The sequence below is a fragment of the Spirosoma soli genome, from assembly GCF_042684525.1.
GTDB classification, from domain to species: domain Bacteria; phylum Bacteroidota; class Bacteroidia; order Cytophagales; family Spirosomataceae; genus Spirosoma; species Spirosoma soli.
The window spans coordinates 109,097-134,544 of sequence record NZ_JBHULN010000007.1; the positions used below are offsets into that span (position 1 = coordinate 109,097).

Here is a 25,448-nt window from a genome sequence, read left to right on the forward strand (position 1 = left end):
ACAACAAAGGAGATCGTTCGTACTTTTACCTTTTAAGAGAAACTGATCCTTTTCTTATACAACCAGAAATGCATTTGAAACGTCTCTTGTCAGCTATTGCATTAACAACCACTTGCACAGTTGTCTCGCTGGCTCAAACCACTACCGATTTTAAATCATATACTCAGGTCATTCCCGGCTCAAACCAGACTTATGCGATGGTGGCTATTCCGGGGGGGAAGTTTTTAATGGGCAGTACGCCTGACGAGAAAGGACATAAGCCCGACGAAAGCCCAAAACATGGTGTTACGATCGAGCCTTTTTACATGGGTAAGTACGAGGTGACCTGGGACCTTTACGACCTGTTCGCCTTTACGAACATGGAAAAAGAAATGGCTGCCAAGTACACCGAGTTAGATGCCAATCTGAGTAAGACCGATGCCACTACGCGACCCAGTCCACCTTACGTGGATATGTCGTTCGGCATGGGGCGGGCGGGTTATCCGGCCATCAACATGACCCAGTACGCTGCCATTAAGTTCTGCGCCTGGTTATACGCTAAAACGGGCGTGTTTTATCGCCTGCCCACCGAAGCCGAATGGGAGTATGCCTGTCGGGGCACCGGGCCCAACGCCACCATGGCTTACTCATTCGGTAACGACGTGAAAAAGCTAGGCGAATACGCCGTCTTTAACGGTAATAGTGATGGTGCTTACAAGAAAGTTGGCACAAAAAAGCCGAACTCATTTGGCCTGTACGATATGCATGGTAACGTAATGGAATGGACGCAAGACCAGTACATCGAAGATTACTACAAGCAAAAAGCCACTGGGAAGATCAAAGAACCGTATGCTCCTACTACTACGCTTTATCCGAACTCAGTGCGGGGTGGGTCGTGGGACGATGATCCAACTGTGTTGCGTTCGGCTGCCCGGACCCCCTCGGCACCTGCCTGGAAAGTGCTTGATCCACAAAGTCCCAAGTCAGATTGGTGGCTAACCTCCGCTTCATTTGTTGGTTTCCGGATTGTTCGTCCCGCCAAAACACCCAGCGAAGAAGTGATTAAGGCCTATTATGACATTCAACCCATTAAGGACTATTAAATTAAAGAGCGAAAGAGTGGTTCGTAATCGAAATAACTTCAATTCTTGCTCTCTCGCTCTCTCGCCCTTTGTTTATGCTTTATCTTCTCCTTGGTGCCAACTTGGGTAACCGGGCATTAACCCTGCGCAAGACTGTTAGCCTTATCAATGAACGTATTGGAGTTGTTACTCAACAGTCCGAATTATACGAAACGGCGCCGTGGGGCGTCACCGATCAGCCCGCGTTTTTGAATCAGGTACTAGTCGTAGAAACCACGCTTGGACCAGAAGCTGTGTTAGAGCAAACTAAAGCCATTGAACAGGAATTAGGCCGTGTTCGGCTGGAGAGGTGGGGGGCGCGGAAGATTGACATTGATCTGCTCTATTACGACCAACTCATTCTGCAAACGGATACACTAACGATCCCCCACCCGTATCTGCATCAGCGACGCTTTACACTCGTACCGCTGGCCGAAGTAGCGCCCAATTTTGTGCATCCAATCTTACAAAAAACAAACGCTGAACTGCTGGCCGAGTGTGATGACTTAAACGAAGTTGTGCCCTTTTCTCCTTATTGAAAAAATTGTTATCTGCATTAGCTCAGTAGCACACCTGCCGGAATCCCCAATTCTTTATGGAAAAACTTAGCCATTTCAAGCGTGAGTGGTTTGCGTCGGTTAAGTACGGCCGATACGTAGCTTTTACTGCCTAATTTGCCTACAAAGTCTTTATTTCTAAAACCTTTTTCCTCCATTTTAAGGCGAATAGCGTCAATGGGGTCTGGTGATGGAATGGGATAATGATCGTCTTCATACGCTTTAATAAGCAGTAAAGCTACCTGTAAAGTTTCTCCGTCTGGGCTATCCGGTGGTATTTTGCGGTCAAATTGCTCATCAATCCAGACCATCATTTCATCGTATTCTTGTTCTGTTTTAATTGGTTTGAGTCTCATGACTTTTGATATTGTATGGTTGTTACGTCGATCTTGTCATACTCAGCATGAGTACCGAACCATTTAACCTGGATAACCTTATAGTCAAATACCATACGTACAACTAGACGGTATTTATTGCCCATTATATTGAATACTGCCCGGTCGTCCCCGACAATACTCACTGAGCCGTAAACCATCTTTAGTTCATTAAAATTAGCAAACTCATGTCCTTCGATCTCTGCGTACCACTGCTTTAGCGCATTTGCTGCCGAAGGATAACGTTTGCAATAGTTAAGCAACGTACGCCTTGCTATAATGTTGAACATGAACCCATGATTCAGAGTTTACTTATAGTGAACAAAAGTAGATAGAATTTTTAATTTCTGAACAATATCGCCCCTCCACTGAAAACATAGTACCTTTGCCCTCAGTTTGTTGTCAAATTCTTAAAATCACCACCGATTATGTCTGCCACGCTCGAAACCGTGAGTCTGTTAGCCGACCGCATCAACGCGCTGGAGGAATCGTCCACACTGGCGATGACCAAAAAAGCTCGTGAATTAGCCGCCCAGGGCCACAAAGTAATCAGCCTGAGCGTTGGGGAGCCCGATTTCAAAACTCCTCAGCACATCTGCGAAGCTGCCAAAAAAGCGATTGACGATGGTTTTCATGGCTACTCGCCCGTTGCAGGTTACCCCGATTTGCGTAAAGCGATTGCTGATAAATTTAAGCGTGACAACAACATCGACTGGAAACCCGAAAATATAGTTGTCTCAACTGGTGCTAAGCACTCGTTGGCCAATGTCATTCAGGTGCTGATCAATCCGGGTGATGAGGTGATTATCTTCTCGCCTTACTGGGTTAGCTATTCCGAAATGGTCAAGCTGGCCGAAGGAAAGGCAGTTGTTGTGGATGGATCGTTTGAGAATAACTTTAAAGTAACGCCTGAGCAGTTTGAAGCCGCTATTACCGATCGGACGAAAATTGTAATGTACGCGTCGCCAAACAATCCAACGGGCTCAATCTATTCGGAGGCCGAACTTCGCGCCATTGCTGATGTAGTGGCCCGTCACGAAAACATTCATGTGCTGGCCGATGAAATTTATGAATATATCAATTTCACGCCGGAAGGTCATTTTAGTATCGGTTCAATTCCCGAGATTGCTGAGCGTGTGATTACCGTTAATGGCGTGGCAAAAGGATACGCGATGACCGGCTGGCGTATTGGCTACATCGGTGCCGCCAAGTGGATTGCTGAAGGCGTCGAGAAACTACAGGGACAGGTTACGTCTGGTACGAACTCAATTGCCCAGAAGGCAACGGTTGTGGCCCTGAATGGCCCCTTGGAGCCCTCGCTGGAGATGACCAGGGCGTATCAGCGTCGACGTGATTTAGTTGTTAAGCTTTTGAAAGAAGTACCGGGGTTTCGGACCAATGTGCCCGAAGGAGCCTTCTATGCTTTCCCCGATATCAGTTACTACTATGGTAAGTCGGACGGCACCACGACGATCAATAACTCAGACGATTTCGCGTCATGGTTGCTGAACACGGCCTACGTGTCTACCGTAGCTGGATCGGGTTTTGGGGCGCCAAATTGTTTGCGAATTTCTACTGCCGCATCAGACGAGTCGCTGGCCGAAGCCGTTCAGCGGATTAAAGACGCAGTAGCAACGCTGAAGTAATAAACCAATTGTAGTTCAAACGGGCGGGTCCGGTTATGATTCGTTAGCATCATTTCTAGCTAACGAATCATAACCGGACCCGCCCGTTTGACTTATAGCTACTTCCCACCGAATGGTACTACCAACTTCACGCTGACATTCCGTCCCATATTGAATACACCCCTTCGGCCGGTAGCCTCATTTACGCCAAAGTATTTTAACCGATTTTGGTGGCTTTGGTAGGCAGTATCGAACAAGTTTTGGACAGTCAGATACACCGAAAATAAAGTTCGACCTTTAGTGGATAGCATGTCACTGCCTGCTCCAAGGTTAATCAAGGTATAAGCGGGCGTTAGCGTTTCAGTGCCGTATGCTAATAGTGCCTGATTCTGCCGCCAGTTGTGTTCGATCTCCAGCAATGCATACAGATTTCGCCAGTGGCTACCCGCTTCGGCCTTCGTGAATTTAACCTGGCCAATGATACGCGGTGGTGGTAAAAAAGGCAGATATCGGGCTGAATCAGCTGTCTGCGAAAGGTTACGAGACCGAACGAGCGAATAGGAGGTTGTGAAATGAAACCATCGTGCCGACTGCGGGTTAATGCTTACCTGAGCTTCCCCACCAAACAAAACTGCATCACCTTGTGTGTAACGATATGTTAAGATTGGTCGGGATGGATCAACGATAGAGTCGCGGCCAAAGCGGTCGAGTACTTTTTCGGAATACGTGAAATTGCTAATCCGGTTCTGGAACAAGCTGGCCGTGATCGACACATCCGGTGATTCGTAGTTGATGCCCAAATCACTTTGCCAGGACGTTTCTGAGCGCAGGTCCGGACTGCCGATTTCGTAACGGAACGTACCGGCATGTTCGCCGTTGGCCGATAACTCAGCCGTAGCCGGTGCCCGGAAGCCACGGCCGAGATTCGCTTTTACAATCCATCGGCTCGACAAAGAATAAGTAATTCCGAAGCTGGCTGTCGGGTTTGAGTACGTCTTGTTAAGTCCGCCAAACCGGGTTTGGCCTCCAGTAATTGGTCTTTCGCTGAACACGCCACTACTATCGGCATACAATTTATTGATACGCATTTGCCGGACATCCATCCGTAAGCCACCATTGATGGTTAGGCGGTTGGTTTTCTTCTGGGCAAAGGCAAACAGGCCATTATCCCAGGAGCGATACCCCGGATAAAGAACCTCTAACCCTAAATTCTGATTGTACTGCCATAAACCATTACCACCTATGGTAAAATCCCAGCCGTTACGTCCGCCGAAGTAATATTTAAAGTCATAAAAGACATTCTGGAGAAAGAAATACAGCGCGGGCTGACCGGGGGTGAGCGTACTGGCGAACTCCTGCCGGCGGTTCTGGCTGTAGCTGACAATGGCTGATAAATTACCACCGCCCACTTTTGCAAACGTGTTCCACGAAGTTTTGAAGTGGTTAAGGTTTTGATAGTTGGCTGGTTCAATAGCACGACCGCGCAGTTCGGCGTCCGATACAGGTGCTAAGGCTTCAGAGTCGGCACTGACTCGGACCAGTTTTAAGAAACGGCCGCTTGGGTCACGCTCACCCGTCACAATATTAATATCCTGGTGCCAGTTGGAAACGTACAGCTGCGAGTATCCCCATTTACGAGTAATGCCTATAGTACCACTTATATCAAACTCACGGTACGCTGATCCGTAAACACGCCCGTCGTAGCGATTCTGGTAGTTTCCGGCCGTTTTAGTACTCACACGAACCCGTCCAAACAGACCTTTTTGCGTTGTGCCTTCCACAACACCCGACAGGCCAACCATGCCGTTATTACTCTGGTAATTTGTCAGTAATTGACCGCGCAACACGCCCGCTTCGGGTGGACGAGCCGAAATCAAGCTCATTACGCCCCCGAGTCCATCAGAACCATACAGTAAACTGCCTGAGCCTTTAATAATTTCATAGCGGTCAATAGAGTATTCGTCTACCTGAAGCGCGTGCTCTTCGCCCCATTGGTTATCTTCTTGCCGAACGCCATCATGCACCGTTATAACTCGGTTAAAGCCCAAACCTCGAATAACCGGCTTAGACAATCCGACTCCAGTTGTAATCTGCGACATGCCGGGCAGCTTGCCAACGGCATCAACCAGGTTTGTTGACGAGGTCTGAAGCCATTGAATTTTGTTGTAGGTCATGATCGGTACCGGACTGTCTTTAACGGTTGATCCCGTAGTCAGACCTGTTACGACGACTTCCTGAAGCTGGGCCGCTTCGGTTTCCAGAGCGAAGTTGGCACTTGTCTCACCATCGAGAACCCGAACGGTGCGCGTTTGGGTCTTATAACTCAGTAAACGCACCTCCACTTTGTGTGAACCAGCCGAAACATCGGGAATACGATAGTGCCCTAGTGTGTCGGTTAAAGCACCTTTTTGCAGGTCAACCAGGTAAATAGTAGCGCCAACTAGTGGTTCGTTAGTCGCTTTATCGGTGACCAACCCACTCATAACAGCTTGAGCTGCTGCTAATCCTGGTAGTAATAAAAAAATAAGTAGGAGTCGAAACATGAAGTTTTAAATAGCATTTGGAGAATAAACCAGGCGTATGCGTTCATAAAACCACATGAGTTCGGCCCAATAGCGGCTAAACCAACAAGTAGTTAGAGAGCATACGAAAAAAAGATTTATACCAAATGCACCGGGGGGCCTCGATGCCGAAACGCAATGTGCTCGGTAGAAAAGGGAGAAAGCAGTCGTGCTACACCAGATACGGTCAGCACTAACACCACGGCTAATACGGCTGTCCAGACAAGCGCAGTTGGGTTCGCGTAAAGTGCGTGGGCAAACGCATCCAACCAGATCAGTTCATCGCGGCTGTGGGCGTGAGAAGGAAACTGAGTGCCTGGCGACGATTTGTAAGGGTGAGCGTGACAAATAATCGTTCCGTCGGCCAATCGGTGCGCATGGCGAAACACCACTCCATTGATCAGTACAGCCATGTACAGACCAAAGAGAAAGCGGGCTACGCCAAACCGATAAGATTGCAATCGGAACATATTGGTAATGAGTACCTAGCAAATGTAATGGTGAAAGTGGCCAAAATGTACTATCTTCAAAGTAAATCTTCTCAAAGAGTCTTAGGATCTACGTTGAATTATATTTTGGCACTATATTTGACTATTGCTAAATGTTGGGTTTAAGTGACATTTACTTTACAAGATATCAGGTATTTTCAAGCTGTTTTTTGGCAAGTTTTTTCCTTTTTAACTTGTTTTTGTATTTAGTCAAGGTTAACTTTGAATATGGTTAGAACGTCGTATTAGGGTTTGATACACGCTTTTGACATTATTGATACTTCCGTAAACTTAACTCTAAATTTACCTCTGAGCCGATGAAAAATGTTCGTTTGTACATGATCTTTCAATGGGTCTTTTTTCTACCCATTATTTTGCCACTGTGTTTAATCTACGGTGCATTACGTGGAGCTATTCAGATGGCAGAACGTGTAATGGAGCAAATATTAACGGATGTTGTACCTCAGAACGACGCTCGGACACAGCCGACTATTGACTAACAATTGTTTATGTATACAAAAAGCCGTGGCTTCTCGGAAGAAGCCACGGCTTTTTACTTTTTGAGCGTTTACTACGTTATTCAAACGTAATATCCAGGTTTTTGTCTTTGAAGCTTTCGTCATCAAGTTCTAGAAACTCTTCCCAAAATCGGTCGTTCGGCAAACCGGCCCGGCAAATAATCGGCTCTTTCTTTACAGGATGGATGAAATAAAGCCTTCTGGCATGAAGGTAGATCTTCTTATCGGGTACGGCACGGTCATATCCATACTTCACATCACCCCGAATCGGGCACCCCATGTGCGCCAGTTGCGACCGGATTTGATGGGGACGTCCTGTGATGGGGTTTACCTCAATCAGATAATGCTCATTGATTTTACCCATTACTCGGTATGAAAGCTCCGCTCTCTGGGAGTTAGGCACTTCATAATCATAAACCGTTACCTGATTCTTCTGCTCATCTTTCACTAGCCAGTTTATGAGCTTGTCGGCGTTCGTCGGTGGTTTATGCCGAACAACGGCCCAGTATGTTTTCTGCACTTGCCGCTTTCGGAAGATTTCGTTCATCCGCTCCAGTGCTTTCGACGTCCGGGCAAACACAACCAGACCACTTACGGGGCGGTCGAGCCGGTGAACCAAGCCTAAGAACACTTCGCCGGGCTTGTTATACTTTTCTTTAATATAGTCTTTTAAGACGTCTAACAGGGTAACGTCGCCTGTACGGTCTCCCTGTACAAGTATACCCGGCTCTTTATTAACAATCAGCAAGTGGTTATCTTCGTAAACCACCTGATACGGTTTCTTTTTCATAGGTGACGCGGGCGGGACCCGCTGTAAGTAAAGGCTACGGGCTCCCACCCGCCTTACTAACTTAATATGCCTCGTTCTCGTTCGGAAAACTGTTGGCCTTTACGTCGTCAACGTAATGACCAATGGCCTCAGTCATAACCGTATGCAGATCGGCGTATCGCCGGAGAAAGCGCGGTTTAAATTCGTTCGTAATGCCCAGAATGTCGTGGATAACCAGAATCTGCCCGTCAGCAGCGGGGCCAGCACCGATACCAATGGTCGGAATCGTTAAACTCTCAGATACCTTTTGGGTAAGGGCCGCTGGTATTTTTTCGAGTACTAGGCTGAAGCACCCGATATCCTGGAGCATGTGCGCATCATCCATCAGCTTTTGAGCTTCGGCTTCTTCTTTAGCCCGCACGGCATACGTACCAAATTTATAGATAGACTGGGGCGTCAAACCTAGATGTCCCATCACAGGCACACCTGCGCTTAGGATACGAACAATTGATTCCTTTATCTCAATGCCACCTTCCATCTTTACAGCATGTGCCCCGGACTCTTTCATGATCCGGATGGCTGACCGTAACGCTTCCGACGAGTTGCCCTGGTACGAGCCAAACGGTAGGTCTACTACAACAAGGGCTCGCTTGACACCCCGAACCACCGAACTGGCGTGGTATATCATTTGGTCGAGCGTAATGGGAAGGGTGGTTTCGTGGCCAGCCATCACGTTCGATGCCGAGTCGCCTACTAAGATGACTTCCACACCGGCCGTATCGACGACCCGGGCCATTGAGTAATCGTAGGCCGTCAGCGCCGAGATTTTCTCACCTTTATTTTTTAATTCCTGAATGGTGTGCGTCGTAACGCGTTTAATATCGGGATTGTGAACAGACATCAGTCCTAAAGTTGTAAGGTTGTAAAGTTATATAGTTCTGAAGGAAGTCGGTTGTTTATTGGAGCGAACAGACTTTACAACTGTATAACCTTACAACTTCATCGGGGGATGAGCCACGACTCAGGGTTGAGCTTCGTGAATTCTTTCCAGATCTGAAACTGCATTTCCGAAACGCCATTCTTATCGGTGGCTACCGTACCGATCACTTCGCGGGCTTTCACGCGCTGACCTGTATGAACCGATACATTACGTAGTTTGGCATAGACGGTAAAATAATCGCCGTGCTGAATAGCGACTACGTTGTTCATGCCAGGCATGCTGGTGACGTCCTGCACAATGCCGTCGTATACCGACCGGACGCCTTCGCCAGCATTCGTCTGGATATCGACCCCCTGGTTTTCGACGTAGATGCCTTTCAGAACGGGGTGGGGCTTACGGCCAAAGCGGTCAGAAATGAAACCTTTTGAAACTGGCCAGGGTAATCTGGCGCGCGAAGCCGTAAACGACGATGCCAGGGCGGTTTCTTCGTCGTTGAGGTTGTTGTTACGACGTTCGTCGGGTTTTCGGGCGGCTGGTTCTGACTCAACGGGTTTTTCCACCTTGGCTACGTCGGCCGGGGCTGGTTTTTCGCCGGCTTTTTCGGCAGCAGCAATGGCCTCTTCGGCTCGTTTGCGTTCCGCTGCTTTCCGGGCTGCTTCCAGCCGGGCGAGTCGTTCGCGTTCGGCACGCTCCCGAGCTTCGCGCTCAGCCCGCTCTTTAGCCTCCCGGGCGATGATACGCGTAATCATGGCCTCGAGCCGGTCGACGGCCCGACGGCTCTCCGCCAATTCGGCTTTGAGCTCCGCTTCTTTCTGTCCCAGCTCTTTCACCACCTGATTTTTCTCTTCCTTAAGCGTTTCGAGCTTCTGACCTTCCTGCACCTTTGCTACTAACGTACCGCGTTGTTGCTGACGTTTGCGCTGGGTAGCTTGCTGCTTATTTTGCAGCATGGTTTGGATATTATTCATTTGACGTACCTGGCTCTGCCGGGCGTCGGAATATTGGCGCAGATAGCGGTAGCGGGCAACGAGTTGGTTGAAGTTGTCGGAGGCAAACAGAAAGCCTAGTGGATTGACCTGTTGGCGTCGTTTGTCGGCAGCGTAGACCATCGAGCCGTATTCGTCTTTTAACTTTTCGAGGTCTCGGGTGAGCCGGTTGCTGGCCTGACGGAGCTCGGCAATTTCGGATTCGGTTAGTCTAAGGTCTTTGTTAAGTAAACCGATTTGTTGCGACTGGGCCTGAATCTGCTGATTAAGCGCCTTTAGCTGGCCCAAACCCACTTGCTTTTCGGACGCTGTTTGCTTCAGGATCGTCCGTATCTGATTCATTTTTTCCAGGTTCTGCTTCTTTTCCCGCTCTAAAACCTGCCGGTTACGCTGCGTTTGCTGGGCTTGTGCGGACTCCGTTGCCAATAGAAGTCCAACTAGTACCAGACCAATACCGGACCATTGAACAAAAGAAAACAGACACAAAAATTTGGTGTGCATAAGGGTGTAAACCAACGGAATAGCCTAAGGTCGACGCTGATAATTAGCTGGGATTGTGAACGGAAACCCAGGGCTTTTGTCGACTAATTCAACTTTACTGTGCTTGATACGAAGCAGGGTTTGATAAAATTGCCCGTCTGTTTTCGATTTGTAATCGAGCGTTACCAAACTTGTATACGGGAACAGAAAATTGTTCAGTGAGCTGAAATCTTCGTAATCCAGGCGTAACGTATTCTTGGTGGGTTGCTCGGTAACCATCAGCTTCTTCAATTTCCGATCCTGCTCACCAATGTAGTTTTCAACAAGCACTTTCCCTTCGCTTTGCCGAAGGAGAAGATAGTCGCGCTCGTTTTTGATTTTCTGCGCCGGCCGTTTGGGTAAAGGCAAATTACCAACAATCAGCGCCTGCAGCAACTCGAAGTTCATATTAAAGTTGAACTGCTTGCTCAGTGTTGGAAAGTCGTAGACCGTGTATTCTTTATGAATTTTGTCAATGATGGTAATGGAATCACGAGTGATAAGGCCACGTACGGCTTCGATACCTAACTTAGAGACAGACAACCAGATCAGGCTGTCTTTGCGCACCCTAAGATTGATGTTTGCATTGTCGATATCCTGCTCAGGGCTCTTAAATGAAATTTTCGATTTCGCCGTAAGGTAACGAAAGTCAATCTCGGCTACGTTCGTACGGGCTTCTTCAATGCCGGGGCGGGTCGGGCGCGAAGTCGTCGTTGAGTCAGCCGGCCGCTGAGGAGTTGGGCGAACGGCAACGCTGGAGTCAGCAGAAGGAAGGGGCGTAGGTGGGGCTGAGCCAGAACCGGTCGAACGAGACATGGGTCGGCGCCGACAGCTCTCGATACTCACTAAGGCACTTAAAACAAGGGTAAATAGAACGTATTTATTCATTTGGGTAGTTTTCAATCTGTGGCTTATCAGCATGGTATTGACTGAACAGACGATATCTTTACTGACAGTTCTATACCCCAACCGTAGTCACAGATCGTTTTACAACTTTCCAGTAGCGATTTTTTTGTCTACATCAGGACTGGCACCGCCTTTTGCTTTCGCTTGTTTCCATTGCTCAACGGCTTTATCGGACTGCCCAAGCTGAAAAAGAACATCACCATAATGCTCGATAATCGTTCCGCTCGCACCGGCTGGATCAGCGAGTGCTTTCTCCAGATACTGCCGGGCCTTTGCATAATCTTTAGACACATACAACACCCAGGCATGGGTGTCCAGATAGGTGGCGTTGGTTGGATGGCGTTCAACAAGTTTTTGGGACAGTTGCAACGCCCGCGGAAGGTTCTGTTTTCGCAACGATAAGAAGTAGCTGTAGTTATTGAGCACGTAGTCGTTCAACGGGTCAATTTTTAACACTGCTTCATAAGCTTCGTCGGATTTAGCATGATCGCCCAGACCGTTATACGCATCGCCGAGTTGGGCCGTTATGCCTTTCTTTAAATCGGTATTTGGTGTAGCCGCCAACAGCTTTTGACTTTCTTCAAGCGCATCAACGGCTTGTTGGTAGTGCCGTTTGATGAGGTGAGCTGAACCATTCGAGTACCAGAACAGCCCTTGCGTAGGGAACACTTCAAGAGCTTTTTCGGAGTGGGTCAATAAACTGTCAACTTGGTTAAGCTCACCGTCTAACTGCAGCAAAGCTTCCCAAACCTGATAGACTGATGGATCGATTCGGGTGGCTTTAGCATACGCATCCCGAGCTTCCGCTTTTTTACCTTGCTGAGCCAGCAAATCGGCGACCATCACCTGTGATTTTGGGTCATTGGGCTGGGACTTCGCTAAATCCTGCGCCATCTTGAGCGCATCCTGCTGAGCATTCGGATTTTCGCCCGTCATGCCCACGTAGCTCGATAAAATGCGCGCTTTGAGACCTGCTTCGAGATTTGGGTTGGCAAACACCTGATTCAACTCCTTCGTGACGCGGGCCATGTCGCCTTTTTTGCGGTAAATGTCGGCCAGCAAAACATGCGCTTGTGGAAGGTCGGCATTCAGTTTAAGGGCTCGGTCGATCCAGCTGATTGCCTGATCGGTACGGTCATTGGCAATCAGTAATTCGGCGCCTTCGAGCAGATAATCGGGATCGCTCGGCTCCGAGGCTACCAGTTTCTCGGCCTCTTCAATAGCCTTATCTATTTTGTTCTGCTTAAGGTAGATCCGTTGCTTCTGACGAGTGATTTCTTCGTTTAAACCTAGCTCACGCTCGACAAAGTTATACGTATCAAGTGCTTTGTCTGGTTTGTCATCGAATAGATAGATAGCGGCTAGCTCAACGCCATATTCCGCGTTTTCGGCTCCTTTCTTGAGCAGCGCTTCATAGAGGCTTTCGGCTTCGCTATACCGCTTCTGCTTAACGTATAGCTCGGCTAAAAGCAAGGTATAGAACTTGTTGCTCCCGTCGAGGCTGTGCGCTTTAACGGCATAAGGAATTGCTTCGGCGGTTTTGCCTGTCTTTAGTAGCGCATTGGCTGTGGCATACTGTGCCGCTGCATTATTGGGATCTTTCTGCAGAAGCTTATTAAACTGAGCGATGGCTTTGGCGGGCTCGTCGGTCATTAAGAAGCGGACACCATCGGTAAACATGGTTTCCTGCTCGATACGTACCGTAGTGGTTGCACCTGCTTTGGCCAAGGTTGTATCGTTATCGGCAGCACGTTTGCGCTGCGCCCAAGCAGGTACAACACCGAGTAGTAGCACCAGCCCAAGGGCGCCAACGCAATGCTGAAGGCGTTGGTGGTTATAGAGTTTATGTAGCGTATTCATGCTGGTCAGCGTATCAAGGTGCTATTTACCAAAACGCGGCCTGTCTCGTTCTATTGCAGCTTTAACCCGACGGAGCCCCTTAGACAAAGGTAATTCAAATTGACCGAATGTCAGTAACATCCGACGTAGTGGTTAGCAATGGGGCAATTAGGGCCTTTTTTGTTCCGTATTTAATAGGGCAAATTTCTTGCCCTTATTAAGCAGACATAATTTTTGACGGTTAGGCGCCTGTAAATCAGCTTAGAAACGTTAGGCCTGCTTTGCCTGTCCGATTGAGGGTCCACAAAAAGAGTGAACAAGTCTATCGATAATGGTTAGTAAGTAAGCCTGCCGAGTGGTAAGCCGCAGAAATTAACTGATAAACCACAAAATCATTCTCATGGAGACCTTGTATACTGCCACCGTCAGCAATGTCGGCGGGCGCGAAGGCGATGTTAAATCGCTTGATGGTATTTTAGAATTAGATGTGAAGCGGCCAATAGAAATGCACGGCCTGGGCGGAGCGGCCAATCCCGAGATGTTGTTTGCCGCTGCCTATAGCGCGTGTTATAATGGAGCGTTGATGGCTGTTGCCGAGCGCCGGAAAGTAATTTTGCCCGAGCATGCTGTTGAAGTAAGTATCTCGCTCAATAAAGACGGTAATAATATGTTTCTGTCGGGTAAGATTACCGTTAAGGCCCCACACATGGATAAAGACCAGCTTCAGCAATTAGCCGAAACGGCCCATGCTGTTTGTCCGTACTCAAAAGCGGTGAAAGGTAATATGGATATGAAAATTGACGTGATGGTGTAAGTAAAGGGGGTGAAAACCCGCATTTGAGTGTCGGTGAAAGAACCTGGTGACACTCAAACGCGGGTTTTCACCCGCCTTACGAAATTGCGTCGTATACCTGCACCCGCTCCCAGAGATGACTGCACTCGGCCACGAACTCCAGGTGCACAGGGTGTACCTGATAAGCGTCGTGGGCAGCTTTATCCTCAAAAACGAACGTCAATGAAAAGTCGTACGAATGATCAATGACGGGACGGCGGGTATCGGCCGGAGTACCGATGTAAGCCGCTGAAATTTCTTTTACGCCTTTCAACGATTCCAGACCAGCGCGAAGGGCGTTATGGTCGTCCTGGCTTTCAGGATGTTTAAGCCAGAAAAAAACGGTATGAACAAACATATTGCAGTTGGTAAGTGAATACGGCGGTAAGTTAGTAAGGGCTGGGCATACTGACAGAACCAGCCAAAAACATTTACTAACCTACCGGTTCAGTGACTCTCCAACGATCACGAGAATTTCTCGAGCTGCTTGACCAGGACGCCAAAATCTTTCGGGTAAGGAGCCACAAACGTTTGTTCTTCGCCGTCTAACAGGGTAAAGGTTAAGGAATGAGCATGAAGCGCAACTCGCTGAATCAAAGGCAGCTCTTCGGTGCCCTCCTTTAGGTTAAATTTCCGTTTTACATCCGACAAGAAAACGGGTTCACCGCCGTACGTCGGGTCATTAACGATGGGCGCTTTCAGGCACATCAAATGAACCCGAATCTGGTGCATCCGGCCCGTGATAGGCATGCATTCTACTAAAGTCGTTGTGCGGTAGGCCTGAAGGGTATTAAAGATCGTTTCCGCAATTTTGCCCTTCTCACGGTCAATCCGAACGGCGGTTCCGTCTTTAATAGGCGAGATGGGAAGGTAAACGGAAATGCCTTCAAAGTTATGTACGCCATTAGTTACAGCATGATACCGTTTGGTGACCTCACGATGCTCAAACTGCATGGCTAAATGCCGGTAAGCCTCCGGATTTTTAGCGATGGCCAAAATGCCCGATGTTTCCTTGTCTAAGCGATGGCCAAGCTGTGCATCGGCATGATACGCTTTAGCCATTCGCAGAATACTTTGTCCACCTCGGTCAGTGGTACGCTCATCAAGCGACGCTACATGGGGCGGTTTGTTGATGAGTATATAATCATCGTTTTCAAAAACGATGAGGTCTTCAAAATTCAGCTTCATTGTATATGTCAGGTAGGGCCAGGTAGAGTCAGACATGGTCAGACGATTGCTTGACAATACTTGACCACTTCTGACTAACCTTGACAACATAGAAAACACAAAAAGCCTCCTCCAAGCGGAAGAGGCTCAAGATAAATATCGTACTAACAACTATAGCGACAACGTACCGCGCTCGTGAGCCTTGCGAAGCGTTGCCTCTAAGCCGTTCTTATTAATCGTCTTGATGGCCGATGTAGCCACTCGTAGCGTAACCCACTCGCCGGTTGATTCAACGAAGAACCGCTTCTTTTGCAGGTTCGGGTAAAATTTACGCTTGGTTTTATTGTTGGCGTGAGAAACGTTATTTCCCGTCCGCGTGCGCTTTCCTGTGATTTGACAAACTCTGGCCATTACCGTACTCGTTTTCCTTATGAGGGCGCAAATTTGGCTAATTTATTCATAATCTGCAACTCTTCGCTACTTTTTTTTGAATCCATAAGGGCAGTGACGGCAACCGTTCTTACAGCAGTAGCCACGTTTGAGGTGATAAGCGGCCGTGAAGACAACGAATCCTTCGTCAGTGTAGTAATAATCCTCGTCGGCCAGGCCAGGGATCTTTTTCTTCTCGGGATGGGGCTGCATCGCTTTTGGGCGTCTGTACAAGAAGCTGTACTTTTGATTGCAAACGGACTATTTAGGCGGTTGGTTGCAAAAAGTATAACTTACTTCATTAACACACTCATTGTTAACTAATTTCACTACAGCTATGGAAACAGCAATGCAGATCTCGGCCACCGATCGGGCCATGCAGTTAGAATGGAATTACGGGGCGCATAACTACCATCCCATTCCGGCTGTACTGGCACGGGGCGAAGGCGTTCATGTGTGGGACGTAGAAGGTAAACGCTATTTTGACTTCCTATCGGCCTATAGTGCCGTTAGCCAGGGCCATTGTCACCCCCGCATCATCAACGCCATGATCCAGCAGGCGCAGCGCCTAACGCTGACCTCACGGGCGTTCTATAATGATAAGACCGGTCTTTGCGAAAAGTTTCTTTGCGAATACTTTGGCTACGATAAAGCACTGCTGATGAATTCAGGTGCCGAAGGTGGAGAAACCGCGCTCAAACTAACGCGCAAATGGGCGTACAAGGTGAAAGGAATTCCGCAGAATCAGGCGAAAACCGTGTATGCAGCGGGTAACTTCTGGGGTCGAACGCTGGCGGCTATTTCATCGTCGACGGACGCTAGTAGCACCAATGACTTTGGTCCGCTACTACCCGGTTACGTTATTATTCCGTATAACGACTTGACGGCTTTGGAAGAAACGTTCAGGAATGATCCGAACATTGCCGGGTTCATGGTTGAACCCATTCAGGGCGAAGCCGGGGTAGTTGTACCCGACGAAGGCTATTTACGTGGTGTCCGGGAGCTGTGTACGAAATACAACGTACTGTTTATTGCCGATGAAGTACAAACGGGTATCGGACGAACGGGCAAGCGCGTTGCCTGCGACCATGAAGGGGTAAAACCTGATCTGCTGGTGCTCGGTAAGGCACTCTCAGGTGGTACTATGCCGGTTTCGGCCGTTATGACGTCGGATGAGGTGATGCTAACCATCAAGCCGGGTGAACACGGAAGCACCTATGGAGGAAATCCACTGGCCTGTGTAGTAACGATGGAAGCGCTACAGGTGGTTGAAGATGAAAAGCTCGCTGAAAACGCGGCTGCAATGGGTGAAATCTTTCGGGCTCGTATGACAGCTATTAGCCAAAAAACGGACCTGGTTAAATCGGTACGTGGTAAAGGCTTACTGAATGCGATTGTAATAACCGAACGGCCTGATTTGGGTCATGAAACGGCCTGGGAAATCTGCCTGAAGCTAAAAGACAACGGTTTATTGACCAAACCAACGCATGGTGATAAGATTCGCTTTGCGCCCCCGCTGGTTATCAATGAAGAGCAGATGCACGAAGCCTGCGATATTATCGAAAAGACAATGGTAGCGTTTTAGGTAAAAGCAAAAGGGAGAAAAGACAACCAAGTTTTTCTCCCTTTTGCTTTTATTAATCTTCAGACTGTTTTGTGCCGTCGGCATTGTAAAGTGCCGCGTTTCGGGTGGGTTGCCCGTTGCTAAATGTACCCACAATGCGGTCGCCGTCGGCAAAGTAGTACGTACCTTTTCCGTTCGGTACGTTCTTCTGAAACCAGCCAACATACTTGTCGCCATTCCGGTAGTAGTATACACCGTAATCAGAACGAAGGTTATCGCGGAAATTGCCTTTGTACTTCAATGTACCATCTGCATAATATTCTACGCCCTCGCCGTGTTTATCGCCCTCTTCAAACTCGCCGACGTAGCGTTCGCGGGTGGGGTAAACAAATACACCTTTACCATCTTCGCAGTCGCCCGAAATGCAGCCTACCGTTGCCCGAACGGGCGTTTTTGTTGCAGGGGCGACAACGGGTCTTGAGGCCGCAATGGGTGTATTGGTTGTAGTGATAGGTTTGGGCGCAATGGCCACGGCAGGCTTACTAGCGGTTCGCGTTTTAGGGTACATAGCTTCCGCTTCCAGCCATCCTTTCCGAATGGCATCAATACGGGCGGGCTTGGCAGGGTGCGTTGGAGTAGCTCGTTCATCACCCAACGCTTTTACTGCGACCAGCGATTCTTCAAGCGATGCGCCTAACTGGTGTAGCACAAAGCCCGAAAACTTATCAGCTTCTATCTCTTTTTGCGGTTGGCCACCCCGACCATCAATGGTGTGCCCTTGTAGGTGGTGCCCGATTTCGTGCGCCATGATGCTGATGGCCGACCAGTCCGTTTCGGTTTCTTCCTCGATGGTTTGCATGAACGCAGCATCGTATACGATAAACCGCTGCCCTTTCAGCACCGTCGCAAAGCAGTTATCGGTGTTGGAGCATTCGATGACCTTAAAATTACGCATGAGGCCGATAGGCTTCAGAATGCGGTCAACAACTTTCTCTGCATGGCCATTAGACGCAGCGGTCGGGGAGCAAACTACTTCAGGACCAGCCGTGTGGCCAGTATAACTGCAGATGAATGTTTCGGGCCGGGTTTGAGCCGATACCAGGCCAGCCAGGGCCGTACTCACTAAAATGAGTGATAGGGATAAAGCCGTTTTCACAGGTATAACCAGGTGGGGTTAATCGTTCGACACGGCTGAATAACGATGGAAAGTCATCGTGGATTGTGAGTGTGAATCTGATCACACTCATTCTTTTTATAAATTGATTGACAACCGGAATTCATGCTCACTTAAACACCTGTTTGCTCACTTTGCCCTTGGCTCCTACGGCGTAACAGGTGCCTTTAGCGCAGGCGACGGAGTGAAAGCCATCTGTGTCCAGCTTCTGCCAGGTTTGTCCCTGATCGGCGGAAATACTTGTCCCCGATGGCCCTACGGTTAGCAAACGGTCGCCGGGAAGCAAGGCAACGGCTTCTTTTAGGCCGGGTGGATCGGTTGGTGCTAACAACTGCCACGTTTGGCCACCGTCGCGGGTGATGGCGGCATTAGGACCGGGCTGTTGTTCCTGCTTATAGTTACCGCCCACAACGACGCCCACTTTTTCGCGAAAAAATTGCATACCAAATAAGCCCGTGGCTTCTCCAGCTGGTAAAGGCGTTGTGGCCACACTCCAGCTTTTGCCCCGATCGGTAGAACGGAACACACGACTGGCAGTAGCACCACCCGATGCAATCCACACGTTTCGCTTTCCCTCCACGACCAGACTGGTGCCGCTGGCGGCAAAAGCTGCTTCGTTAGGGTTCATCACTGGTAGAGAAGCTTCAGGAACGGGCTGCCAGGTCTGGCCACCATCTTCAGTAGTGAGAATAAACCATTTGTTGTTGACCGGGTCGCTGAACACGATGCCGTGCTGCTTATCCCAAAAATCCATGCCGTCAAAGAAGACGCCTGGCTGTTGAGTCTGATAAAGTAGCGACCAGGTTTGCCCGCCATTGGTTGTTTTGTAAATCCGGGCTTGACCTTTCTCGGCAGGGCCAGCACTCATCAGGTAAGCCGTTTGGGCATCGATGGCGTGAACGTCCCGAAAATCGCAAGTTTGAGCGTCTGGTACGGTGCCTGTTTGCCAGGTTTTACCGCCGTCAGCCGTGCGGACAAACGTACCCTGCGTGCCGCCAATCCAAACGACCTCAGCACTGACGACGCTCACGGCTCTAAAACTAGCCTCAGTATTAACGGATTGCGGCTGCCATTGGGCAAATGTGGGCAGCATGGTGCATAAGTACCCTATCAGGCAATAAAAAGCTGGTTTCATGGAATGTTGATTGGTAGCAAGTTTGGCAATTTAAGAGCAAAGGCTACTCAATCAACTCAAACCGGCTTTACTGTGTTCGACCGCGGGGTAACGAAGTGGATTGCTGAATCTGGGCTTTAAGCCGTTCGATTTCCTGATCCTGGCTGTTTGATTTGAAGTAATAATAAAGCCCAAGAACCAGGAATACCTTTGACAGGACAAATACAGCAATGAATGCCGGACGCCAGTATTTATGAACTCGAATATGCGTGTCGCTAACCTCGACGTCCAGATACTGAGGACCAGCCGTCTTTGATTCAGCCGAGTCTTGCTTTGCTCTCGTTTGCTCTGTTGGCTCCCATTTCTTGATTTCACTGTCGCCAATACGGCTTAAAACGGCGTTTCTAACGGCAGGTGGTGGAGGAACTGCGTTTTCAAGAAAGTAATTTTCGATATCTATTTCCAGCTCATTAAGTTGAGATAATACGTCTGGATCAGTGGCTAGGACACGCTCAACCTCTTCCTTTTCCTTGTCTGAGACGATGCCCAGCAAGTAGGATTCGAGGATACCACTCGTCAGATAATGATGAGTTTTCAATGTCATGAGCGTTTAGCGTTACGAAGATAGGCAAAATGATCGCGAATTGCTTGCATCACGTCGGTATAACTTATTTGTAACTGTTGAGCAACAGCTTCAGGGGTATAACCTTGACGAAATGATAAGTCAAAAATGAGATCAGATAGTTTCTCTTTTTCTTGAAATGATGGAGGTGTTTCCTTTACAGTTGGGGATTGAACATCCAGGGCTTTTTGACGAGCTAATCGAATGATGGTAACGGCCGGGTTCTTAATAAAATCACCAGAAGAGGCTAATTCTGGCGATGCGAATAAGTCAACCAACACTTGCTGAGCTATTTCTGGTTGCCGTAGAATCCTCAGAATAATGCCATAGGCCATTGAACCGTATTGGTCGTATAAAGCGATACGATCAACGCCAGGCATAACACCCTGCGAGGCCGATTTTGCACCGAACCGTTCCAATTTGTTCATACTTTTGGTTGGTTAGATAACAGCACTGCCGTTAAAACTACACAAGCCAATACTAAAGAACATCAGCTTCTGGGGCCTACTGCTAACTGTAAAAAAGTAACTATTGATTATATACGTCTAGATGGTATATAGTTTATCTGGCAGCAAATACAGCACCAAATTTAGTATAGTAAAGTTATATGATAAAAATAAATACCCGTTAAATTCTTACAAGATTTTAAAGAGTAACAAAAACATAAAGCACTGTCGGCTTACTGTTGATAGCGTCGTAAAATGCTTTGGGTCATGATCTGATAAATTTCGGATAAATGAGGTTGGTCGGCTAATAAACTCAAATGGCTATCAATAGTTGTCAAATCGCCCCGGCGAGCGGGTCCCGTCTGTACATCGGCCGGGTTCGCAACCGCTAAGCTTTTGCGAAATGTTTCGGTAATGATTGGGCGAAGAAGGTCAAATTCCAGATCGTTTGCAGTTGTTAAATCATAGGCAAGAGCCAGCAAGTGGTTGGTGAAGTTGCAGGCTAACACAGCTGCTACGTGCAACAATCGGCGCTCTTCCGATGTGATCAGGTATACAATATGGCTGAGCTCCTGACCCAGTTGAACCAGGATATCTTCCGTCGTTTTTTCCGTCGCTTCAATGCATAACGGGATCTCGTCAAACTCCAGAAATGGCTGGCCTTTGCTAAACGTCTGCAGCGCGTAGAAAACGCCCGTATTAACTGGAACGTCGCTGTAAACGGCCATCCATTGTTCTAATGCTTCGAGCGACTGATTGCCCGAGGTATGCACTAGTATGGCGTTTTCGGGCAAAACAAGACGGGAACAAACGTCGGGAAGAGCATCATCAGGAACAGCCAGCACAAACAACTGGGATGGGCTATCGGCAAAGTTTAATTCTGAATGAGTTCGAGCGTCGTAGAGATTGCTAACCAGCTGACGGGCATGCTGCAACTGTCGACTGTAAATCTCATTGATATGATGACCAGCGTTTTCGAGAGCAGGAGCTAGGTGCCAGGCGAGGTTGCCCGCGCCGATAAACGAAATTTCCATGGTCAAGTATAGGACATTTTTTTGGGAAGTAGAGTTATGAGAAGTAGCGAGGGGTTTCTAAATCAATTTACCCGGCTTCTTTCCGTACTATACTTCCTTACTGCATTATACATTGAATTCTATTCTCGTCATCATTCCTGCTTTCAACGAAGAGAACTCCGTCGGTAACGTAGTGCGCGATATTCCGGCCGGTCTTGTCGATGAAGTCGTCGTCGTCAACAACAATTCCAACGACCAAACCGCCGTTGAAGCCGCTCGGGCCGGCGCCACCGTATTGAATGAACCCATCCAGGGATATGGGCGGGCTTGTTTACGGGGCATTGCCTACGCTCAGAATCGGCAACAAAAACCAGATGTTGTTGTTTTCCTGGATGCCGACTATTCAGACTATCCTGGCGAGATGACAACTCTGTTGGCTCCCATTTTAGCGGACAAGGTCGATATGGTGATTGGGTCACGCGCGTTAGGTAACCGGCAGCGCGGGTCAATGACTCCTCAGCAGTTGTTTGGCAACTGGTTAGCGACAAGTTTGTTACGTTGGTTGTATGGGGTCAGATACACGGATCTGGGTCCGTTTCGAGCGATTCGATTTGAGAGCCTGCTGGCCTTGAACATGCAGGATACAACCTACGGCTGGACGGTTGAGATGCAGTTGAAAGCGGCTAAGCAAGGGTTACGAATTACGGAAGTACCGGTCAATTATCGAAAGCGAATTGGGTTCTCAAAAATATCAGGAACGGTGAAAGGAACGGTGTTGGCAGGATACAAGATCATTACAACAATTTTTAAGTATTGGTGATGAGGTGCGAGTTAAGTAGGTGGAATTAGTCATGGATGTATAATGAGTGAACGTAGACATTCATCTCTTTCATTTATGCCGACCCACTTCACCTACTGCGGCTTACTACACTTGCTCTTCAAACGCAAACTCAACGGTATGATTCGTTTCGTACTACAAACATGGAAGTAATAGTTCTTATATTATATGGATTAGCTCTGATGCTGCTGTTTTTCTATAACTGCGGCCAGCTAAGTCTCATTATTATTTACTTGCGAACAGAGCGGAAGCGCCGGGCCGCCATGTTAGCAGCCGATACACTTTCGCCAGCGTCGTTACCCCGTGTGACAATACAGTTGCCCGTCTACAATGAATTATACGTTGTTGAGCGGCTGATTGATACGGTTGTGCAACTAAATTACCCAAAAGACAAACTTGACATTCAAGTGCTGGACGACTCTACGGACGAGACAGTCGATATTATTGCCGCACGGGTAAATACCTACAAACGGCAGGGCTTCGATATTGAGCATGTCCGACGGCCCGAGCGTAAAGGGTTTAAAGCTGGGGCGCTGGCTTATGGTCTTGAGTTTGCGAAGGGCGAGTTCATTGCCATCTTCGACGCGGACTTTGTGCCTGATCCCGATTTCCTGCTCAAGACCATCCCACATTTCAGCGACCCTAAAGTGGCCATCGTTCAAACCCGCTGGGAGCACCTCAACGAGGACTTTTCGTTGCTGACGCAGCTCCAGGCATTTGGTCTGAATGCCCACTTTACCATTGAGCAAAGTGGTCGATATGCGGCCGATTTTCTGGCTAACTTCAACGGAACGGGTGGCGTTTGGCGCAAAGTAGCCATTGCGGATGCGGGCGGCTGGCAAAGCGATACGTTAACGGAAGATTTGGACTTAAGCTACCGGGCTCAGTTACGAGGATGGAAGTTTGTGTACCGCGAAGATGTGGGTTCTCCTGCCGAGTTACCCGTGGCGATGAACGCGCTAAAATCGCAGCAGTATCGCTGGATGAAAGGGGCCGCCGAATGCGCTCGTAAGCTGTTCGTGAAAGTGCTTAAAACACCAGGAGTGTCCTTTACAATGAAGCTGCATGCGTTCTTTCACCTGTTCAGCAGCGCTACGTTCATCCTGGTACTTATTTTAGGAATAATGAGTGTACCGCTTATTTACATCCGCAGTAGGCACCCTGAATGGGAGTGGGTATTCGTTGTCATCAATTTGTTTCAGTTTAACCTGTTGATACTAATAGCTTTCTACGGTGTCCCGTTCTGGTTGTTAGAAAAAGAAAACAAGGCGAAGTTGGCATGGTACTTCCCGATGTACTCGTCACTCATGATGGGTCTGTCGCTACACAACACGATTGCCGTAATCGAAGGATATGTTGGTCGTAAAACGCCTTTTATTCGGACACCAAAATTTAACGTCAAAACGGCCAAGGATAGCTGGAACGCCAACAAGTACGTCAGCCGCCGAATTACCTGGCTAACGGTTGTAGAAGGCCTGCTGGCTTTGTATTTTCTGGGCGGCCTGGCGTTGGCAATCTATATCGATGATTTCCGTATGTTTTTTCTACACATCATGCTGATGGTTGGATTCGGCATGGTATGCATATATTCGCTGGTCCATGCAGGGCGTCGCTCCGTTGGGGCGCCCTTGCCATCGGTTAGCGCATGACCACAACGTTTCCCCGTATTATCTGGCTGATAACATCGGCCGTTTTTTATTCGATATTGGCTTATACAGTGCCCCGTCAGCAATTCGGTTTAGTAATCGGTTTGTCGACGGGCTTGTTTTTGGGCTATGGCTGGGTGGTCACCTCACCCCCGACTCCTGTTCACCAGGAGAGGGGCGCCAGACGAGCTTCGTGTTCACCCTTCTTCTCCAGGAAAGGGGCTGGGGGGGAGGTGGACTTAGACTCGTTCCTATTTACAGCAGCTATTATTTTCCGACTTTTGTTATTGTTTGCTACTCCTAAGCTTTCTGATGATGTGTATCGCTTCATCTGGGATGGGCGGCTGTTAGCCCACGGCTTTAACCCGTATCTGTATTTACCCAGTACCATTATAGGAACTCCGGTTGCCACTGCATCAGGGTTAGATCAAGTCTTATTCCAGCAACTCAACTCACCCAATTACTTCACCGTTTACCCTCCATTCAACCAGGCTTTTTTTGGCTTGGCGGCTTTGCTGGCAAACGGCAATCTGCTATGGAATATAGTCTGGCTGCGGATTCCGATTCTTTTGAGTGAGATGGGTACGTTATGGCTTTTGCCCAAGCTGCTGCGTAACCTTGATTTAAACTCCAACCTGACGTTGCTCTATGGCTTGAATCCGCTGGTAATTCTGGAATTGACAGGTAATCTGCATTTTGAAGCTGTCATGATTTTTCTGGGATTGTTAGCAAGCTGGTGGCTCATGCAGAAGCAGTTTATAGCATCGGCGAGTGCGCTTGCGCTGGCCATTGCCACAAAATTATTGCCTTTGTTATTACTACCCTTAGTCGTCAGGCGGCTAGGGTGGGGGCGGGGAATAGCGTATGCTGCCCTGACGGGCGGATTGACAATGGCTTTGTTTTTACCCTTCGCTAGCCTGGAGCTAGTTCAGAATGTATTTTCGAGTATTAATCTTTATTTTCAGAAGTTCGAGTTTAACGCCAGTGTGTACTATATAGCACGAGCCATTGGTTATTGGGGCAGCGGATACAACATCATTGGGTATGCGGGTTTTAGCCTTTCCATAGGGATAATCGGCTGTGTTTTGTGGATTGCCTTTCGATGGCAAAACGTGTCTACCCAAACCCAGGCGCTAGCCATGCTAACCATTTATTTTACGTTGGCCACTACTGTCCACCCGTGGTACATCACGACGCTCGTAGCCGCTTCGGTTTTCACCCGCTTTCGGTATCCGCTGGTTTGGTCAGCACTCATCCCGCTTTCTTACTTTACGTATCGTAGCTCTCCCTACTCTGAAAACCTTTGGCTGACGGCCATTGAGTATAGTATTGTCGGTGTGGTTGCCGTTTGGGAGATCTGGCAAAACCAAACAAAAAAAGCCACCGGTCAGTCAACCGATGGCTTCTCTAAAGTAGGCTAG

General features: G+C 48.4%; 27 protein-coding genes. 9 read left to right on the forward strand and 18 right to left on the reverse strand.

Features of this window, described 5'->3' with window-relative positions; genetic code table 11:
* Window positions 1-68 precede the first annotated feature (68 nt).
* On the forward strand, window positions 69-1,082 hold the full coding sequence (locus tag ACFSUS_RS13245) for a formylglycine-generating enzyme family protein (protein ID WP_381523287.1): 1,014 nt from the start codon (window positions 69-71) through the stop codon (window positions 1,080-1,082).
* 74 nt (window positions 1,083-1,156) lie between these two features.
* The gene (gene folK / locus ACFSUS_RS13250; protein WP_381523289.1) at window positions 1,157-1,639 is read left to right on the forward strand and encodes a 2-amino-4-hydroxy-6-hydroxymethyldihydropteridine diphosphokinase; all 483 of its coding nucleotides are present in this window, start codon (window positions 1,157-1,159) and stop codon (window positions 1,637-1,639) included.
* Between the two features lie 17 nt (window positions 1,640-1,656).
* Here the strand turns inward: folK and ACFSUS_RS13255 are convergent, their stop codons facing one another.
* On the reverse strand, window positions 1,657-2,013 hold the full coding sequence (locus ACFSUS_RS13255; RefSeq protein WP_381523291.1) for a helix-turn-helix domain-containing protein: 357 nt from the start codon (window positions 2,011-2,013) through the stop codon (window positions 1,657-1,659).
* Window positions 2,010-2,321, reverse strand: coding sequence for a type II toxin-antitoxin system HigB family toxin (locus tag ACFSUS_RS13260; RefSeq protein ID WP_381523293.1), 312 nt, complete (start codon window positions 2,319-2,321; stop codon window positions 2,010-2,012). The genes ACFSUS_RS13255 and ACFSUS_RS13260 overlap by 4 nt, the downstream gene beginning before the upstream one ends.
* 138 nt (window positions 2,322-2,459) lie before the next feature.
* On the opposite strand from ACFSUS_RS13260, the gene ACFSUS_RS13265 reads away from it, so the two are divergent.
* Window positions 2,460-3,677, forward strand: a complete 1,218-nt coding sequence (locus ACFSUS_RS13265) for a pyridoxal phosphate-dependent aminotransferase (RefSeq protein WP_381523294.1) — start codon at window positions 2,460-2,462, stop codon at window positions 3,675-3,677.
* A 98-nt stretch (window positions 3,678-3,775) separates the two neighbouring features.
* On the opposite strand, the gene ACFSUS_RS13270 is transcribed toward ACFSUS_RS13265, so the two are convergent.
* Both ACFSUS_RS13270 and ACFSUS_RS13275 read right to left on the reverse strand, forming a co-directional pair.
* Complete coding sequence (locus tag ACFSUS_RS13270) at window positions 3,776-6,199, reverse strand: TonB-dependent receptor (protein WP_381523296.1); 2,424 nt, start codon at window positions 6,197-6,199, stop codon at window positions 3,776-3,778.
* 116 nt (window positions 6,200-6,315) lie between these two features.
* Window positions 6,316-6,687: a hypothetical protein gene (locus ACFSUS_RS13275; protein WP_381523298.1), complete on the reverse strand. Its 372-nt coding sequence runs from the start codon at window positions 6,685-6,687 to the stop codon at window positions 6,316-6,318.
* Window positions 6,688-7,022: 335 nt separating this feature from the next.
* Here ACFSUS_RS13275 and ACFSUS_RS13280 point away from each other — a divergent pair, with 335 nt between their 5' ends.
* The gene (locus ACFSUS_RS13280; protein WP_381523300.1) at window positions 7,023-7,205 is read left to right on the forward strand and encodes a hypothetical protein; all 183 of its coding nucleotides are present in this window, start codon (window positions 7,023-7,025) and stop codon (window positions 7,203-7,205) included.
* A 76-nt stretch (window positions 7,206-7,281) separates the two neighbouring features.
* Here ACFSUS_RS13280 and ACFSUS_RS13285 read toward each other — a convergent pair whose 3' ends face one another.
* The 5 genes from ACFSUS_RS13285 to ACFSUS_RS13305 all read right to left on the reverse strand — a co-directional run bounded on the left by ACFSUS_RS13285 (window position 7,282) and on the right by ACFSUS_RS13305 (window position 13,203).
* On the reverse strand, window positions 7,282-8,013 hold the full coding sequence (locus ACFSUS_RS13285; RefSeq protein ID WP_381523302.1) for an RluA family pseudouridine synthase: 732 nt from the start codon (window positions 8,011-8,013) through the stop codon (window positions 7,282-7,284).
* Window positions 8,014-8,074: 61 nt separating this feature from the next.
* The gene (panB, locus tag ACFSUS_RS13290) at window positions 8,075-8,893 is read right to left on the reverse strand and encodes a 3-methyl-2-oxobutanoate hydroxymethyltransferase (RefSeq protein ID WP_381523303.1); all 819 of its coding nucleotides are present in this window, start codon (window positions 8,891-8,893) and stop codon (window positions 8,075-8,077) included.
* Between the two features lie 98 nt (window positions 8,894-8,991).
* Window positions 8,992-10,419 carry a murein hydrolase activator EnvC family protein gene (locus ACFSUS_RS13295; RefSeq protein WP_381523305.1) on the reverse strand — a complete coding sequence of 476 codons (1,428 nt, stop codon included), beginning with the start codon at window positions 10,417-10,419 and terminating at the stop codon, window positions 8,992-8,994.
* 24 nt (window positions 10,420-10,443) lie between these two features.
* Window positions 10,444-11,325 (reverse strand): DUF4292 domain-containing protein, encoded by an 882-nt coding sequence (locus tag ACFSUS_RS13300; protein ID WP_381523306.1) that lies wholly within the window; start codon window positions 11,323-11,325, stop codon window positions 10,444-10,446.
* Between the two features lie 99 nt (window positions 11,326-11,424).
* Complete coding sequence (locus ACFSUS_RS13305; protein ID WP_381523308.1) at window positions 11,425-13,203, reverse strand: tetratricopeptide repeat protein; 1,779 nt, start codon at window positions 13,201-13,203, stop codon at window positions 11,425-11,427.
* A gap of 379 nt (window positions 13,204-13,582) precedes the next feature.
* On the opposite strand from ACFSUS_RS13305, the gene ACFSUS_RS13310 reads away from it, so the two are divergent.
* Entirely contained in the window at window positions 13,583-13,996 is a 414-nt protein-coding gene (locus tag ACFSUS_RS13310; protein ID WP_381523309.1) for an Ohr family peroxiredoxin, read from the forward strand.
* 76 nt (window positions 13,997-14,072) lie between these two features.
* On the opposite strand, the gene ACFSUS_RS13315 is transcribed toward ACFSUS_RS13310, so the two are convergent.
* From ACFSUS_RS13315 to ACFSUS_RS13330, 4 genes are all read right to left on the reverse strand, one after another.
* Window positions 14,073-14,372, reverse strand: coding sequence for a Dabb family protein (locus ACFSUS_RS13315; RefSeq protein WP_381523311.1), 300 nt, complete (start codon window positions 14,370-14,372; stop codon window positions 14,073-14,075).
* Window positions 14,373-14,479: 107 nt separating this feature from the next.
* Window positions 14,480-15,202, reverse strand: a complete 723-nt coding sequence (locus tag ACFSUS_RS13320; RefSeq protein ID WP_381523312.1) for an RluA family pseudouridine synthase — start codon at window positions 15,200-15,202, stop codon at window positions 14,480-14,482.
* A gap of 150 nt (window positions 15,203-15,352) precedes the next feature.
* Window positions 15,353-15,592: a 50S ribosomal protein L28 gene (gene rpmB, locus ACFSUS_RS13325; protein WP_381523313.1), complete on the reverse strand. Its 240-nt coding sequence runs from the start codon at window positions 15,590-15,592 to the stop codon at window positions 15,353-15,355.
* Window positions 15,593-15,658: 66 nt separating this feature from the next.
* Window positions 15,659-15,823, reverse strand: a complete 165-nt coding sequence (locus ACFSUS_RS13330) for a DUF5522 domain-containing protein (RefSeq protein WP_381523314.1) — start codon at window positions 15,821-15,823, stop codon at window positions 15,659-15,661.
* A gap of 124 nt (window positions 15,824-15,947) precedes the next feature.
* On the opposite strand from ACFSUS_RS13330, the gene rocD reads away from it, so the two are divergent.
* Entirely contained in the window at window positions 15,948-17,195 is a 1,248-nt protein-coding gene (gene rocD, locus ACFSUS_RS13335; RefSeq protein WP_381523315.1) for an ornithine--oxo-acid transaminase, read from the forward strand.
* Window positions 17,196-17,247: 52 nt separating this feature from the next.
* Here rocD and ACFSUS_RS13340 read toward each other — a convergent pair whose 3' ends face one another.
* The 5 genes from ACFSUS_RS13340 to ACFSUS_RS13360 all read right to left on the reverse strand — a co-directional run bounded on the left by ACFSUS_RS13340 (window position 17,248) and on the right by ACFSUS_RS13360 (window position 21,564).
* Window positions 17,248-18,330: a M48 family metalloprotease gene (locus ACFSUS_RS13340; RefSeq protein ID WP_381523316.1), complete on the reverse strand. Its 1,083-nt coding sequence runs from the start codon at window positions 18,328-18,330 to the stop codon at window positions 17,248-17,250.
* Between the two features lie 127 nt (window positions 18,331-18,457).
* A complete protein-coding gene (locus tag ACFSUS_RS13345) occupies window positions 18,458-19,483 on the reverse strand; it encodes a WD40/YVTN/BNR-like repeat-containing protein (RefSeq protein ID WP_381523317.1) in 1,026 nt (341 codons plus the stop codon).
* A 67-nt stretch (window positions 19,484-19,550) separates the two neighbouring features.
* Entirely contained in the window at window positions 19,551-20,066 is a 516-nt protein-coding gene (locus ACFSUS_RS13350) for a hypothetical protein (protein WP_381523318.1), read from the reverse strand.
* Window positions 20,063-20,512 (reverse strand): sigma-70 family RNA polymerase sigma factor, encoded by a 450-nt coding sequence (locus tag ACFSUS_RS13355; protein WP_381523320.1) that lies wholly within the window; start codon window positions 20,510-20,512, stop codon window positions 20,063-20,065. The genes ACFSUS_RS13350 and ACFSUS_RS13355 overlap by 4 nt, the downstream gene beginning before the upstream one ends.
* A 251-nt stretch (window positions 20,513-20,763) precedes the next feature.
* Window positions 20,764-21,564, reverse strand: coding sequence for a Rossmann-like and DUF2520 domain-containing protein (locus tag ACFSUS_RS13360; protein ID WP_381523322.1), 801 nt, complete (start codon window positions 21,562-21,564; stop codon window positions 20,764-20,766).
* Window positions 21,565-21,676: 112 nt separating this feature from the next.
* Here ACFSUS_RS13360 and ACFSUS_RS13365 point away from each other — a divergent pair, with 112 nt between their 5' ends.
* The 3 genes from ACFSUS_RS13365 to ACFSUS_RS13375 all read left to right on the forward strand — a co-directional run bounded on the left by ACFSUS_RS13365 (window position 21,677) and on the right by ACFSUS_RS13375 (window position 25,448).
* Window positions 21,677-22,363 carry a glycosyltransferase family 2 protein gene (locus tag ACFSUS_RS13365; protein ID WP_381523324.1) on the forward strand — a complete coding sequence of 229 codons (687 nt, stop codon included), beginning with the start codon at window positions 21,677-21,679 and terminating at the stop codon, window positions 22,361-22,363.
* Window positions 22,364-22,524: 161 nt separating this feature from the next.
* Window positions 22,525-24,030, forward strand: coding sequence for a cellulose synthase family protein (locus ACFSUS_RS13370; protein ID WP_381523326.1), 1,506 nt, complete (start codon window positions 22,525-22,527; stop codon window positions 24,028-24,030).
* On the forward strand, window positions 24,027-25,448 hold the full coding sequence (locus tag ACFSUS_RS13375) for a putative hexosyltransferase (protein WP_381523328.1): 1,422 nt from the start codon (window positions 24,027-24,029) through the stop codon (window positions 25,446-25,448). The genes ACFSUS_RS13370 and ACFSUS_RS13375 overlap by 4 nt, the downstream gene beginning before the upstream one ends.

What these genes read in the sequence shown, in the direction of transcription:
- ACFSUS_RS13245 (WP_381523287.1), top strand. Translation starts at nt 69, where the DNA reads ATGCATTTGAAACGTCTCTTGTCAGCTATTGCATTAACAACCACTTGC.
- folK (WP_381523289.1), top strand. Translation starts at nt 1,157, where the DNA reads ATGCTTTATCTTCTCCTTGGTGCCAACTTGGGTAACCGGGCATTAACC.
- ACFSUS_RS13255 (WP_381523291.1), bottom strand. Translation starts at nt 2,013, where the DNA reads ATGAGACTCAAACCAATTAAAACAGAACAAGAATACGATGAAATGATG.
- ACFSUS_RS13260 (WP_381523293.1), bottom strand. Translation starts at nt 2,321, where the DNA reads ATGTTCAACATTATAGCAAGGCGTACGTTGCTTAACTATTGCAAACGT.
- ACFSUS_RS13265 (WP_381523294.1), top strand. Translation starts at nt 2,460, where the DNA reads ATGTCTGCCACGCTCGAAACCGTGAGTCTGTTAGCCGACCGCATCAAC.
- ACFSUS_RS13270 (WP_381523296.1), bottom strand. Translation starts at nt 6,199, where the DNA reads ATGTTTCGACTCCTACTTATTTTTTTATTACTACCAGGATTAGCAGCA.
- ACFSUS_RS13275 (WP_381523298.1), bottom strand. Translation starts at nt 6,687, where the DNA reads ATGTTCCGATTGCAATCTTATCGGTTTGGCGTAGCCCGCTTTCTCTTT.
- ACFSUS_RS13280 (WP_381523300.1), top strand. Translation starts at nt 7,023, where the DNA reads ATGAAAAATGTTCGTTTGTACATGATCTTTCAATGGGTCTTTTTTCTA.
- ACFSUS_RS13285 (WP_381523302.1), bottom strand. Translation starts at nt 8,013, where the DNA reads ATGAAAAAGAAACCGTATCAGGTGGTTTACGAAGATAACCACTTGCTG.
- panB (WP_381523303.1), bottom strand. Translation starts at nt 8,893, where the DNA reads ATGTCTGTTCACAATCCCGATATTAAACGCGTTACGACGCACACCATT.
- ACFSUS_RS13295 (WP_381523305.1), bottom strand. Translation starts at nt 10,419, where the DNA reads ATGCACACCAAATTTTTGTGTCTGTTTTCTTTTGTTCAATGGTCCGGT.
- ACFSUS_RS13300 (WP_381523306.1), bottom strand. Translation starts at nt 11,325, where the DNA reads ATGAATAAATACGTTCTATTTACCCTTGTTTTAAGTGCCTTAGTGAGT.
- ACFSUS_RS13305 (WP_381523308.1), bottom strand. Translation starts at nt 13,203, where the DNA reads ATGAATACGCTACATAAACTCTATAACCACCAACGCCTTCAGCATTGC.
- ACFSUS_RS13310 (WP_381523309.1), top strand. Translation starts at nt 13,583, where the DNA reads ATGGAGACCTTGTATACTGCCACCGTCAGCAATGTCGGCGGGCGCGAA.
- ACFSUS_RS13315 (WP_381523311.1), bottom strand. Translation starts at nt 14,372, where the DNA reads ATGTTTGTTCATACCGTTTTTTTCTGGCTTAAACATCCTGAAAGCCAG.
- ACFSUS_RS13320 (WP_381523312.1), bottom strand. Translation starts at nt 15,202, where the DNA reads ATGAAGCTGAATTTTGAAGACCTCATCGTTTTTGAAAACGATGATTAT.
- rpmB (WP_381523313.1), bottom strand. Translation starts at nt 15,592, where the DNA reads ATGGCCAGAGTTTGTCAAATCACAGGAAAGCGCACGCGGACGGGAAAT.
- ACFSUS_RS13330 (WP_381523314.1), bottom strand. Translation starts at nt 15,823, where the DNA reads ATGCAGCCCCATCCCGAGAAGAAAAAGATCCCTGGCCTGGCCGACGAG.
- rocD (WP_381523315.1), top strand. Translation starts at nt 15,948, where the DNA reads ATGGAAACAGCAATGCAGATCTCGGCCACCGATCGGGCCATGCAGTTA.
- ACFSUS_RS13345 (WP_381523317.1), bottom strand. Translation starts at nt 19,483, where the DNA reads ATGAAACCAGCTTTTTATTGCCTGATAGGGTACTTATGCACCATGCTG.
- ACFSUS_RS13350 (WP_381523318.1), bottom strand. Translation starts at nt 20,066, where the DNA reads ATGACATTGAAAACTCATCATTATCTGACGAGTGGTATCCTCGAATCC.
- ACFSUS_RS13355 (WP_381523320.1), bottom strand. Translation starts at nt 20,512, where the DNA reads ATGAACAAATTGGAACGGTTCGGTGCAAAATCGGCCTCGCAGGGTGTT.
- ACFSUS_RS13360 (WP_381523322.1), bottom strand. Translation starts at nt 21,564, where the DNA reads ATGGAAATTTCGTTTATCGGCGCGGGCAACCTCGCCTGGCACCTAGCT.
- ACFSUS_RS13370 (WP_381523326.1), top strand. Translation starts at nt 22,525, where the DNA reads ATGGAAGTAATAGTTCTTATATTATATGGATTAGCTCTGATGCTGCTG.
- ACFSUS_RS13375 (WP_381523328.1), top strand. Translation starts at nt 24,027, where the DNA reads ATGACCACAACGTTTCCCCGTATTATCTGGCTGATAACATCGGCCGTT.